Origin of the sequence: Exiguobacterium sp. s123, from assembly GCF_018617075.1 — a bacterium.
GTDB classification, from domain to species: Bacteria; Bacillota; Bacilli; order Exiguobacteriales; family Exiguobacteriaceae; genus Exiguobacterium; species Exiguobacterium profundum.
Window position 1 is genome coordinate 147,669 of record NZ_JACSJL010000003.1, and the last position, 13,160, is coordinate 160,828.

13 protein-coding genes are annotated in these 13,160 nt (G+C 46.3%); 4 read left to right on the top strand and 9 right to left on the bottom strand.

Annotated elements, in window-relative coordinates:
* Positions 1–33: 33 nt before the first annotated feature.
* Genes KNO72_RS07275 through KNO72_RS07290 form a run of 4 tightly spaced genes read right to left on the bottom strand, consistent with a single transcriptional unit; the run spans position 34 to position 3,473 of the window.
* The gene (locus KNO72_RS07275) at positions 34–1,458 is read right to left on the bottom strand and encodes a glycoside hydrolase family 1 protein (protein ID WP_371815835.1); all 1,425 of its coding nucleotides are present in this window, start codon (positions 1,456–1,458) and stop codon (positions 34–36) included.
* A 37-nt stretch (positions 1,459–1,495) separates the two neighbouring features.
* A complete protein-coding gene (gene celB / locus KNO72_RS07280; RefSeq protein WP_041918122.1) occupies positions 1,496–2,803 on the bottom strand; it encodes a PTS cellobiose transporter subunit IIC in 1,308 nt (435 codons plus the stop codon).
* Between the two features lie 23 nt (positions 2,804–2,826).
* A complete protein-coding gene (locus tag KNO72_RS07285) occupies positions 2,827–3,171 on the bottom strand; it encodes a PTS sugar transporter subunit IIA (RefSeq protein WP_041917964.1) in 345 nt (114 codons plus the stop codon).
* 5 nt (positions 3,172–3,176) lie between these two features.
* Positions 3,177–3,473, bottom strand: coding sequence for a PTS sugar transporter subunit IIB (locus KNO72_RS07290; RefSeq protein ID WP_015880368.1), 297 nt, complete (start codon positions 3,471–3,473; stop codon positions 3,177–3,179).
* A gap of 134 nt (positions 3,474–3,607) precedes the next feature.
* Between KNO72_RS07290 and KNO72_RS07295 the strand changes: the two genes are divergently transcribed.
* Positions 3,608–5,395 (top strand): type I phosphomannose isomerase catalytic subunit, encoded by a 1,788-nt coding sequence (locus tag KNO72_RS07295; protein ID WP_214685031.1) that lies wholly within the window; start codon positions 3,608–3,610, stop codon positions 5,393–5,395.
* A 188-nt stretch (positions 5,396–5,583) separates the two neighbouring features.
* Positions 5,584–6,021, top strand: a complete 438-nt coding sequence (locus tag KNO72_RS07300) for a hypothetical protein (RefSeq protein ID WP_047795794.1) — start codon at positions 5,584–5,586, stop codon at positions 6,019–6,021.
* 112 nt (positions 6,022–6,133) lie between these two features.
* Here the strand turns inward: KNO72_RS07300 and KNO72_RS07305 are convergent, their stop codons facing one another.
* The 3 genes from KNO72_RS07305 to KNO72_RS07315 are packed head-to-tail and all read right to left on the bottom strand — an operon-like array spanning position 6,134 to position 8,780.
* A complete protein-coding gene (locus KNO72_RS07305; RefSeq protein WP_205728297.1) occupies positions 6,134–6,874 on the bottom strand; it encodes an AAA family ATPase in 741 nt (246 codons plus the stop codon).
* Positions 6,865–8,133, bottom strand: coding sequence for a sensor histidine kinase (locus KNO72_RS07310; RefSeq protein WP_214757613.1), 1,269 nt, complete (start codon positions 8,131–8,133; stop codon positions 6,865–6,867). The genes KNO72_RS07305 and KNO72_RS07310 overlap by 10 nt, the downstream gene beginning before the upstream one ends.
* Entirely contained in the window at positions 8,130–8,780 is a 651-nt protein-coding gene (locus KNO72_RS07315; RefSeq protein WP_078146057.1) for a response regulator transcription factor, read from the bottom strand. The genes KNO72_RS07310 and KNO72_RS07315 overlap by 4 nt, the downstream gene beginning before the upstream one ends.
* 143 nt (positions 8,781–8,923) lie before the next feature.
* On the opposite strand from KNO72_RS07315, the gene KNO72_RS07320 reads away from it, so the two are divergent.
* A complete protein-coding gene (locus tag KNO72_RS07320) occupies positions 8,924–9,490 on the top strand; it encodes a hypothetical protein (RefSeq protein WP_214757615.1) in 567 nt (188 codons plus the stop codon).
* A 35-nt stretch (positions 9,491–9,525) separates the two neighbouring features.
* On the opposite strand, the gene KNO72_RS07325 is transcribed toward KNO72_RS07320, so the two are convergent.
* Both KNO72_RS07325 and KNO72_RS07330 read right to left on the bottom strand, forming a co-directional pair.
* Positions 9,526–10,233 (bottom strand): hypothetical protein, encoded by a 708-nt coding sequence (locus KNO72_RS07325; RefSeq protein ID WP_214685029.1) that lies wholly within the window; start codon positions 10,231–10,233, stop codon positions 9,526–9,528.
* Positions 10,234–10,296: 63 nt separating this feature from the next.
* Entirely contained in the window at positions 10,297–12,213 is a 1,917-nt protein-coding gene (locus tag KNO72_RS07330; RefSeq protein ID WP_214757616.1) for an endonuclease MutS2, read from the bottom strand.
* Between the two features lie 458 nt (positions 12,214–12,671).
* Between KNO72_RS07330 and KNO72_RS07335 the strand changes: the two genes are divergently transcribed.
* On the top strand, positions 12,672–13,160 hold the full coding sequence (locus KNO72_RS07335; RefSeq protein WP_015880356.1) for a PTS sugar transporter subunit IIA: 489 nt from the start codon (positions 12,672–12,674) through the stop codon (positions 13,158–13,160).

Genomic DNA, 13,160 nt, shown 5'->3' on the forward strand with positions numbered 1-13,160 from the left:
CTGACAAAGAGTAGTCTTTGTCAGCTTACTTCATTATTCTGTAAAACCATTAGCGTCAATCAACTGTTTAAACCAGTGCCCTGATTTTTTTACAGTACGCTGTTGCGTATCTAAGTCAATACCTACAAATCCATAGCGATTTTTATAAGCATTGCTCCATGACCAATTGTCCATGAACGTCCAAAGATGATAGCCTTTTACGTTCGAATCCTCTTCAATCGCTTGATGCATCCATTTCAGATGTTCGCGAATGAAATCAATTCGATAATCGTCTTGGACACTTCCGTTCTCGTCACGATAACGCTCTTCACCCTCGACACCCATTCCATTCTCTGAAATGAAGCATGGAATATTACCATAGTTTTCTTTTAGATTGATTAATATATCATAGATTCCTTTTTCGTAAATTTCCCATCCACGATATGGATTCATTTTACGTCCAGGCATCTCATAAAAATCAAATAAGTTTTCCGGTAAGAATGGTGCGTCCGGATTCGGCAGTGATGCTTTTGCTTTCACGCGACGCGGCTGGTAATAGTTGATGCCAAGCAGGTCGACTGTATGTTCTCGAATGAGTTCAAGATCGCCTGTTTCCATCTGTGGCATCGCATCTTCAGACTTCAGCACTTCTACTAGTTCTTGAGGGAACGTGCCTAAAACAGATGGATCGAGGAACGAGCGATTGAACATCGCATCAGCAATGCGCGCTGCGCTCAAATCAGCTGGGTGCTGACTTCTCGGATATGAGGGTGTCAGATTTAAGATGATTCCGATTTGCCCAGATTGTCCCATGTCACGATACGCTTCGATTGCCTTCGCACTCGATAAGATCGAGTGGTACGCTACTTGGACAGCTCGCTTGAAATCAACAACGTTTGGATAATGAAAATCATATAAATATCCACCCTCTACCGGTACAATCGGTTCATTATGCGTGAACCACTTCTCGACGCGGTCACCAAACAACTCAAAGCATGTCTTCGCAAAAGTGACATATGCCTCCACGACTTCCCGTGATTCCCAACCACCTTGTTCTTGAAGCGCCATCGGCATATCGAAGTGATACAGATTGATGAACGGTTCGATACCATGATCGATTAAGCAATTGATGACATTGTTGTAAAATGTGATTGCCTCTTCATTTACTTCCCCGACACCTTGTGGAAAAAGACGTGACCATGAAATGGAGAAACGGAACGTGTTATGCCCGAGTTCTTTCATCAATGCGATATCTTCTTCATACAAATGATAGAAGTTTGAGGCCTCTGTTGCGCTTACGCCATTGAAAAAGCGATTCGGCTCTTGCATGTACCAGTAATCCCAGATGTTCAATCCTTTTCCACCTTCAAAAGCAGCACCTTCCATCTGTGTAGCAGAAGAAGCCGTTCCCCACCAAAAGTCTGTCGGAAATTGATAGGTCTTTTGCTCTTTCATTCGTGTTTGTGTCGGGTTCGTCATCTTTTATCTCTCCCTTATTTCTATTTTCTCTATTTGTTTACACTGCTTCTTGTTTATCTGTTGATTCTTCTAACTCTTTTTTCAAGTTCATTCGGTCGATAAATTTCAAGAACGGGAACCAAATCGCCAAAATAATGAAGAAGTTCACGATTTGAAGAAGACCTCCGGCAAGCGAGTTCGTCGCCATGATACCACTCAAGAACATTGGGACAGTCCATGGAACAGCGACACCCGTTGGTGGTGGGACTAAGCCTGTCGACATCGCGAAGTATGTGACCGTTACCGTCACGAGCGGTGCGACAATCCAAGGAATCATGATGAGCGGGTTCATAACGATTGGAAGTCCGAAGATGACCGGCTCGTTTACGTTGAATAGTCCAGGTCCGAGGGATAGTTTCCCGATTTGTTTCAACTGTTTCGATTTCAAGAACAACAAGATGGCCACGACGACAGCAAGTGTAGATCCGGAACCACCAAGCCCTACCGTGTAAATTTCAATGAACTGTTTACTGATAATGTTCGGAACATCTCCAGTCGAGGTATAAGCCGTCAAGTTCTCCACAGATAATGTGTTCCAAATCGGGTCCATCACCGAGTTGACGATGACCTGACCGTGGAGTCCGAAGAACCAAAATAGCTGAACGAAGAAGATTGCAATCAACGTTGGAATGAGACCATTCCCTAATGTCACAAGCGGTTGCTGAACGACGTTGAAAATGACGTCATGAAGATTCGTATTGAATAAGTTCGTCACGATGATGTTGAATGTTAAAAATACAGTCAAGGTTAATAATGCAGGAACAAGTGCTGAGAATGATTTCGCAACAGCTGGCGGTACTCCATCCGGCATCTTAATCGTCCAGTTCTTTTGAACGACAAATCGATAAATCTCACCGGACAGGAATCCGGTAATCATCGCAAGGAACATCCCTTTCGCTCCAAGGCGATCCAACGGAAGGACATTCCCGACTGCCTCTGACATACCGTCCACTTCAATCAAGAAAGGCGTTAAGAGAAGGAAAGACACGAGCGAGATCGCTCCTCCGAAGACAGCCTCGACTTGATAACTTTTCGATAGATAATACCCGATACCGAAGACGACAAAGATAGACATAATCCCCATCGTGGCAGATGGTGCGTTTCCGAGTGATGTTTTAAATACACTGAGTGTACTCTCGGACATGAAACGGTCGAGGAACGGCAGGTTTGCAATGACGACGATGATTGACCCAAACATGGTAATCGGGAAAGCGAGCATGAATGCATCTCGCAATACTTGTAAATAGCGACTGTTGTTTAAATAGGTCGCCATCGGCATGAGCAGTTTACTGATCATGTTGAACATCTTATTGTCCTGTGACATATGATTCACCCTTCTTGATTAGGATTTACAATCTTTTGTTCGACCATTTCGACCAAACCCGCTGTCAAATCAAGCATTGTTTGCGTAGACATTAAATGGTCCTCTGCATGAAGAAGCAATAAAGAGACGTCTGTTTTTTCTCCATTCGCTTCTCTTTGGATTTGTGAAAAGTGTGTTTGATGTGCTTCTTTTAATTGTCCACGTGCCTCATCAATCTTTTCTTCGAACGTTTCATAAGAACTCGTTTTATACAGTTGAATCGCTTCCTGAATCGTACTTCTCGCATTGCCACTGTGCAAAATCATCATGAATGCCATTTGCTCCAAGGTTAACTCGTCTACCTGTTCCACGTTGTTCACCCCATTAATTTCATCGCTTGTTCGTATGCAGCTTTTCCATTCGCCGTGCCGTATGCCATCATATCGATCACTTCAATCGGTGTTGATGTTTGCGCTTTCAATTTATCCAACAAGAAACGCATTTGTGGACCAATCAAAATCACATCTGCCTCGTCCATCTCGGTTACGACCTGATCTTGACCGACTGCCCAAATCTTCGCCTCATCCCCGATTGATGTGGCATGATCTTTCATCTTCGTTACGAGTAAACTCGTCGACATCCCTGAACTACACGCTAATAAGATTTTCTTCATGTGTCCTCACTCCTTATTTGAAATCGGTTACATGTTTTATTATACACATGATTTATTTCATGTCTATACTTGATTTAAACTTTGTTTAGTTTTTAAATTCATAAGTGTATATCAAATTAACAGGAGGACAGGATATGAGCGCTATTCTTTTAAAACCACACTATCAACAGCGACTTTGGGGAGGGGAGCGTCTGAAGCAATTTGGTTTCGATTTCAATGACCCTTCGATCGGTGAAGCTTGGACGGCTTCTGCATTAGAAAAAGGTAGTTCAGCCGTTGCTTCCGGACCCTACGTTGGTCTTTCTTTGCGTGAACTCTATCAACAATATCCAGAGTTGTTTCAAATTAAAGCGGACGTGTTTCCACTACTGATTAAATGGATTGATGCGAACGATGATTTGTCTATTCAAGTTCATCCTGATGATTCGTTAGCGGAACAACTCGAAAACGAATCATATGGAAAAAATGAATGTTGGTATATTCTCGATGCTCCAGCAAATGCGACACTCATTTACGGTCACTCCTATGCCACCTCAGAAGACTTCAACAAAGCGCTTGAAACAGGCGATTTGGAACACGGCTTGATACGAAAATCGATTCATGCCGGTGATTTTTTCTATGTCCCAGCTGGAACGGTCCATGCATTGACAAAAGGGGTATGCGTACTGGAAATTCAACAAAGTTCGGACACAACCTATCGTCTATACGATTACGAGCGACTGGATGTGACGACCGGTCGTCCACGTGAACTTCACGTAGAAAGGGGCATTCTCGCTTCTTTCGTCCCTCACCTTGGCTATAGTGAACCAATCCGTCAACTCGATCACTTTCGAACACGTTTGACGAAGAATCCATTCTTCTTCGTGGAAAAATGGCATGTTACAGCGAAAGAAAAGATTTCGACCGACACGTTCCGGTTACTATCTGTCGTGCAAGGAACATTAATCATTGATGAGATGGAAGTACCTACGGGAGGTACACTCCTTCTCCCGGCCAATGAGTCGTTCTTGATTGAGGGGGAAGCGATTTGTCTAGTGACTGGTGTTCCTTCCGATGAAAAACAAGCTGTCCGAATCGGGATTGATTTAGGAGGGACGAACACTCGGATTGCGGCTGTTTCACTCAAAGGTGAAGTACTGAAACAACTCACGTTTAACACGCAGCCTCAACTTCCTTTCGAAGAGGCACTACAATCTATTGAGACTGCGATTCATCAATTCAATGTTGAATTCGATATCCGGCATGTTGGAATTGTGGCTCCCGGTCCACTCGATTTGAAACAAGGGATGTTTTTAACGCCTCCAAACCTCCCGAATTGGCACCATCAAAAAATCGTTGAGCCTTTAACACAGCGCCTCGGCTTTTCTGTCACCCTTGAAAACGATGCGAATGCGGCAGCTCTCGCAGAAGCTAAATTTGGAGCAGGAAAAGGATTCGATGCTGTTTTTTATGTAACAGTGAGCACTGGAATCGGTGGCGGTTATGTCTATAAACATCAAATCATTCGAGGGGCGAACGGCAGTGCCGGTGAAATCGGAAATATGATTATCCGTTCGAACGGACCAGTTCACCCTGTACTGAATCGAGGCTCTCTCGAATCACTCGCAAGTGGTACCGCGCTCATGAGTCGCGCAAGCGAAAAAGGATATACAAATGTCCCTTCGCTATTATCAGATGACGAGTACCGCCATCACTTCGTCGAGGAACTGGCTAGCGCACTAGCTAACATCATTCATACTGTCGATCCTGATGTGATTGTATTAGGAGGCGGCGTCATGATGTCGGCCTCATTATTTTGGAACGAATTACAACAAGCAGTCTCGAATAAAATGTATCCACATGCTAGTGGAAAAACGCGTCTCTGCCTCACTCAATTGTCAGGAGATGCGGGTGTGATCGGCGCTGCCTTTGTCGAAGCATAATGAGGTTTGAAAAAAACGGACATTCATCGTGAATGCCCGTTTTTTTCGTATACAGAAATGTGAAATAAATCAATATTATACTTTGCGAATCATCTACAGTTTCTTTTCTAGATTGAGTTAGATTCGTTTACTTTAGCGTGGTAACGTGAAATGATAATGATAACAACTCTTTAAAGTGAGGTGACGGTGTGTCTACCACAGAGCACGAACAAGCGACATCTATTTTGCATCACCTCTTTACCGCCTCTTCTTTTGTCGGAATCGATTTCGGTTCTGGTCCGAACCATCATCTTCTCTATTTCAGTCGTCAAGGACTGGAATCTTGGATCTCCATCGAGGGACCGTGGCATGTCCATGCGACGCAAAATACGTTTGACGAAGGTGAACAACTCGAACAGCTCATGCGCTTAAGAAGAGAGCGCATCCATCAAGTACGCCTCGGTGACGAACACCCCCACCTCGAACTGGAATTTGAATCCGGATCCCTTCTCTTCATCAATGGATATCAAGAACACTTTGAGTGCTGGCAAGCAGGGGACGCGAGACCACTTGGTGGAGACGCCTATCTGTTGGTCGCGATGCCACAAGGGGAGCTCGCAATCTTTGCGGATGGAGACGACGAATGAACGCTTGGATGGAGATTGTCTTGTATATGTTGATTGCCGGGGGCGTTAGCCTCGCGATCATCTTATTAAGAAAGATTACGAAAGCATGAAAAAAGCGGCCGAGGCCGCTTTTTTAGTCAAACAAAATTCGCTGCATCCGTTCCGGTGCCTGTAAATAATCACGCATCACCCGTACATGCTCGAGGTCATCAAAAGCCGTCGGAGTAAGTCCCGTCTCCACTTGTAAAATCATCGCACCTGGATACGACATCAAGATAGGTGAATGACTCGCGATGATAAATTGACTCCCCGACTGGACAAGTTCATGCATGCGTGCGAGCATCGTCAGTTGGCGCATCGGCGACAATGCGGCCTCTGGCTCATCCAAAATGTAGAGACCGTCTCCACGAAATCGATGTAGCATGAGGGATAGAAACGCTTCACCGTGTGACTGTTCATGAAGGGAACGTCCGCCATATGATTCATAAAACCGTTCAGGATCACGTCCTGACTTTGCCATCTCATCCACATAACTCGATAGCTGGTATGCCGTTTCCGCACGTAAGAAAAAACCATCTTTCGGACGATACGGTCCTCGAATCGGGCGTAGCGCTTCATACAAAGAACTATGCGTTGACTCCGTTTCGAATTGGAAGGAAGGTGCTCCGCCTTCTGGGTTGAATCCAGCCGCGACCGCCATCCCCTCAATCAACGTCGACTTTCCACTCCCGTTTTCTCCAACGAGAAACGTGACCGGATGATGAAACGTCAGTTCATCGAGTGTCTGAAAGATTGGTAACGAGTACGGATAACCCGTTGATTGGATGCGGTCTTTCTCTAACCGCACCCCTCGTAAAAATAAAGTCATGTCCATCCGATCCAAAATGTCGCCCCCTTATCTGAATCGACGCCATAAGAAAGTCCTTGTGCGTCAAGAAGTAACTTCGTGATAGCGAGACCTAAACCATGTCCGTTAGAGCGATCCCCTTTCACATACATATCCCAAATGGAAGATTGGACGGCAGGGTCAATCCCGTCCCCTTCGTCTATCACGTCTAGTCGATTCGGTGTCAGTTTGATGGTAATGCGTCCCCCAATCGGGCTCGCCTCATACGCATTTCTCAAGAAGTTCGAAAGAACCCGTTCCATCGCTAGTCGATTGGCTTGTATTGTCACAGGTTCTAATTGTAAATCGAGCATCACGTCTTTTTGTCGGAACCACTCGGACATGCGTGGCGTCAATCGACGAACCAATTCATCGAGTTGAATCGATTCCATTTCAAGGGGAATGGAACCTGCGGACAATTTGGAGTATTCAAGCATCTGATTGACGAGTCGGTCGATCCGGTCCACTTCCTCGGTAATGCTTTTACCGGTTGTGGCCATCTCTGTTTCATGGACAACACCAAGCTCTAATAGTTCCGCCTCGTTTCGAACGATAGCGAGCGGTGTACGCACATCGTGTGTGATCCCAGAAATAAATGATTTTTGAAGCGCCTCTTTTTCTTGAAGTGATGTGTTCATCTGTCCGATGGTGACGGTCAAATCTCCAATCTCATCGTTCGTCACGCTCGGTAAGCTAATATCGTGTCGCCCCTCCATAATGGATGCGGTCGCTTGTTTCAACTCGACGAGCGGTTGCGTGAGCCGACGACTCATCCAATACGTGACAGCGATTGCGACAAGTAGGGCCAGAATAAACCCACCCGCTAAGATGAGGTAGATTTGCTGGAATTGTGGATTTGAAAACGGAACGGGACTATACGTCACGATTTGAATGTCCCATTCTTCTTTCAGATACGTCAAGAAGCGGGTACCATTTACACCCACTTCGTCCTGAATCTCTAAATCATTCGGATCGAGGTTGATTGGCATCGTGCGATGCATCCGTCCGCCTCGTTCGAACTCGATACGCTGCCCATTTTGAAATACAAGCACGTCAAGTTGCCCTGGGATTCCACGGCCCTCTTGAATGGCTTCATACACAATCGCCGCCTCGCGCTCCAATTGTGCGTACGTCTCCTCTTCTGCGAAGCGTCCAATCAATAATGACGTAAGTCCGAATGTTAAAAGTGCCATCACTGCAAGTGGTAGAATGGCCGTCCAAAGTAACTTCTTCATTAATCGATTCATGACAGTTCCTCTAATCGATAACCGACCCGGTGCACCGTCTTCAACTGTTCTTTTAAGGTCGGCGATTTGTCACGCAGTTGTTTAATGTGGGTGTCGACCGTTCGTGTATCTCCGACGAATGCGTAGTCCCACACCTCATCGAGCAAACGGTTCCGGTCTAACGCCTCCCCGACATGTTTCCAAAGATACAGTAACAACTCATACTCTTTGTTCGTTAATCGAAGCGGATGTCCGTTCTCTTGTACCATTCTCGATTTGACGTCGATGGTGAGCGTTCCAAATTGAATCATATCGGTTTGTTTGACGAGACGTTTCAGTCGAATCTCCAACTCTTTTAAAACGATGGGTTTGACTAAATAATCGTCTGCGCCAAGCTCCAATCCGAACACACGATCATCCGCCTCACCACGAGCCGTCGTCAGGATAATAGCAGGTGCGGGCTGTTGCGCTTTTAATGTCGGAATCAAGGTCCAACCTTCTCCGTCAGGGAGTCGAACATCCAATAAAACTGCATCAAACCGTTGATGCAACTGTTGTTTCGCCTCACTCAAAGTCATCGCCACGGTCACCTCAAATCCGGAATATGTTAAAAAGCGGGACATGCCGTCCGCCAGTTTTAGTTCATCTTCCACAACGAGTACGTTCATCTCATATCGCCTCCACATCCATTATATCGTACCCATCAAACCTCCCACCGTTTCCCAAAGACAATTTGCAGAAATCTTGCAACTCCCTCACAACTTCCGAAGCGTTCAGTCCTACACTTGAAGTAACAAAGGAGGAGATACACATGAAATCAACAAAACTAGCAATCGCTTTAGCCGGTCTATTGGCCGTCTCAGGCACAGGCGTATATGCCGCGACGAATGACACGACGACTGATGAATCGACAACGACGGAATCCACACAATGCGAACGTGGTGAACGAGGGCCTGGTATGTTCGGTGACCGAGAAGCAGGGCATGCCGCTCTCATCGAAGCGCTCGGTTTAACGCAAGAAGAAGTGGATGCGGCTCGCGAAAACGGGCAATCTCTCCCTGAACTCGCAGAAGAAAAAGGGATTTCAATTGAAGCGTTCATCGACGCCATCATGACGTCGCATGAAGAAAAACTCGCAACCGCTGTGGAAGAAGGAAACTTGACGCAAGAAGAAGCCGATCAAATCCTTGCGGACCACGAAGAACGGTTTGCCGATGTGACAAGTTACGATGACTTGGAAGATATTCGTGGTATGCGCGGTGGACGTGAAGGTGGTCACTATGGTCACGGTCCACACCATGACGACTCAACTTCTTCAGATGACGATGCTTCAACAGAGAGCGACAGCAACGTAGAAAATCAAAGCAATAGCTTATAAGTCAAAAGGGCAGCCACTCGCGGTGGTTGCCCTTTTCATATGACGAGCAATAACAGCGCATAACTTAATAAACCAATCAAAAATGCACCAAAACTACTCTCTCGCTCAGCAGGCAATTCTTCTTTCATGACGTTCAAGATGACGCCACCTGCTAAAAAGGCGACAACAATCGATAAACCGAGATCATTCACTTCCGCAAAGGTACCAACTGCCCACCCTATGAGTACAGCAAGCGCTAAGAAGATGCGCCCTTGTCGATCATAAAGTTGCTGATGGTGCTGACGCAATCCTTGATCGACCGTGACAAAGTGTATACCAAGCGCTAAAAAATAAAGAAACATCGTGCCATTGGACTGAAATTCACTTTCTGCGAGCACATATCCGATGCTAAACGTATATAACGTGAATGAACCAATGTGAATCCAAAACACATACGGTTTTTGTTTACGCTTATTGGCCGTTGCAAATCGTTCGAGCCCATAAAAGACAGCCAGTCCTAACATACTGATGATTAAGATATGGTTCTCGAGGGAAGCAAAGACGTTATTTCTAATCTCTCCTTCAAGTTCGCGTTGATATTCATTTAACTCTGGCAACAGATGAAGAAATACATAAGCAACGGCAATCCCTCCAGCCACTGATAAAAAACGGCTTCTCGGCACTTCACGCACGTGAATGAGTTTTCCTGAAAAAAAGTGAATCACGGCAAAACCGAGTGCAAACCAAAAACTTAACTCGAACACATAAGCCCCTCCCACATTAAGATTTCTCTTTATGTGCTCTTACCCTTTCACCGTATGCTACATTCATTTACGTTTAGAGTGCTCTTGTTTCTTCCTTTCCCGAATCTCTTTCTCCACTCGTCGTAACGCTTTTTTCGATCCTCTTGCAAAGTCGTGGGCTTCCTTACGCTCCTGATACGTCGTGAACAACGTATCTAAATCATAGTCAGCCGGATAGAGCTCTGTCGCGCGTGCCTCAAGACGAACGCGGCGGCTCGGCAACTCTACATATTCCAAATCTACGAACACGCGGACATGTCGACGCGATGCATCAAACGAATAGACAAGACCGACTTGATTCGTCTCTAACAAGCGGACACGGTCACCTGTTTCAAAGTGCTCTTCCTCTTCAGGTGGTACCATTTCCACTTCTCGCACAATTTTAGAATCATCGACTTTCGTAGTATCATATGTTTTCTCGTTCATGTAACGGGATGCCTGTTTCAGAATCGATTCCGGTAACTTCATCTTACGGGCGATAAAGAGGGCGTTGCTGTCGCCAGACTGTCCCATGAGCAGTCTGTATTTTGGTTCGAGCGTTTCCGGATCAAACTGCATCGCAGCGTTCATGAAATCTGGGTGGGCTTCAGAATAGGATTTGATTTCACCATAATGTGTCGATGCCACAACGATTGCGCCCCGTTTATATGCCGCTTCTAAGATGGCAATCGCAAGAGCGGCTCCTTCGTTCGGTTCCGTCCCGCTTCCGATTTCATCGAATAACAAGAGCGACCGTTTTCCAGCGGTCTGCATGATACTCGCTACGTTGTACATGTGTGCAGAGAACGTACTGAGTGCCGATTCCAAGTCTTGATTATCTCCGATATCGACGAACACCTCATCAAATGTCGAAATGACTGTATCCGTGTGAGCCGGGATATGCAGTCCCGTCATCGTCATCAGACTAAGGAGTCCAATCGTTTTCAAGACGACCGTCTTCCCGCCGGCGTTCGGTCCGGTGATGATCAAGCCGCGATAGTCTGTACCGATGGCAAAATCAAGTGGCACAGCGCTTTCTAAGAGCGGATGACGTACTTGTTTCAATCGGATGTGACCGGTCGCATTGACGTGTGGTATCACGCCATCAATCGACTGACTGTACTTCCCTTTGGCGAAGACCATATCGTACTGGGCGATGACGTCGAGCGTCGATTCGATGTCAGGAAGGACTTCTGTCACCGCTCCCGTCAACGTCGCTAGTACTTGATACACCTCTACCGCTTCTTCCGTACGCTTGACGACGAGTTCAGCATTTAACTTCGCAATCGCTTCCGGTTCGATAAAGACCGTCGTCCCACGATTCGAGGTATCCACAATCGTCCCTGCCACTTTATGCTTATAAGAAGCTTTGATTGGAATGGTGAAGCGGTCCTGTTTTTTCGTGACGAATCCGTCTTGGATCATCTCGCGATTGGCGGCGCTCTTTAAGAACTTGTTCAATCGTTCCTCGATTCGTCCTTCTAAAATGTCGACTTGCTTCCGAATCCGCTTCAACTCTTTCGATGCTTCATCGACGACCTGTCCGGCTCGAATCGCTTGTGTGATGTCTTCTTCAAGCGTCCGCCATTCGCCCATTCCTGAAGCATAAGCCGAAAGAAGCGGTGCAAAGAATTCATGCTCGAGCATGAATCGCTTGAGTTTGCGTGCCCCTCGTAAAAACTCGGCGACCGCTTCAAGCTCTGTTGCCTCGAGTTGGATGCCTCGTTGCAGTTTTCCGATAATGGTCTCCATGTCAGACACACCGATGAACGGGACGTGTGACGTCGCATCTAGAATCGCGCGGGCTTCGGATGTTTCTTGCAGGCGCTTCTTCACCGTCGTAATGTGGCTCGTTGGGCGTTGCTGTCGAAGAAGTCGTCTTCCGAATCCGCTGATGCAGAAGCGCTCTACTTTCGTCATCAATTCGTTGTATTGTAATTTTTCAAATGTTTGTTCGTTCATGTGTCTCTCTCCTCAAATCGTAGAATCGAGATACCGCGCAAACAAAAAAGCGTCGGTCGATGACGACCAACGCAAAAAGACAGACGGGTGTCTGGCAGTTTTTGATGGGCGGTATCTGTAACGGAACATGACGGCATGACAAAAAGACGTGTCATCCGACATTTTTCATTTCGTTAGGCAGATACAACCTCACTCATCAACATGCAACACCTTTCTTACTTAGATTCGCCCTTACTATACAATAGATTCGTTCCCTTGTAAAATTTTAGAGAACGCTTTCAAAAAAAGACTTGTGTCTCAAACCAACACATGTTATGTTGAACGTGAAGAAACGAATAGTGATCACATGTGACTGATTCGATCAGGCATGGGGTAAGACGTACGGTGCATGCCACCCGTCTATACTCCATGCCTGTTTTGTTTTTCGGTGTTTTGTTTCAAGAAAGGATGTAGTAGACATGCTATGGAATAAGTTAATGAATCGACACAAACCGACACTGCACTCACCAATGGAAGGAGACGTCATTCCACTCGAACAAGTTGCGGACCCGGTCTTTAGTGAAAAAATGATGGGCGATGGCATTGCCATCACACCAACAGACGGTGCCGTCGTCTCACCGGCTGATGGAGAGATTGTACAAATCGCTCCAACAAAGCACGCCATCGGCATTCGGACCGAGGATGGGGCTGAGATTTTGATACACGTCGGACTCGATACCGTTGAACTCGAAGGTCGACCGTTTGATCTTCAAGTAGATGTGGGCGACCACGTCAAGACGGGACAGCTGTTACTCACAGCAGACTTGGCGCAAATTCATCAAGCTGGTAAGGACACGGTCACGCCAATGGTCGTGACGAATGGTGGCGCACTTGCCCATCATTACGCCTTCACGTTCACGAAGGAAGCTGTTCCGGGCAAGACGATTGTCGCCCGAGTGGAAGCGTGA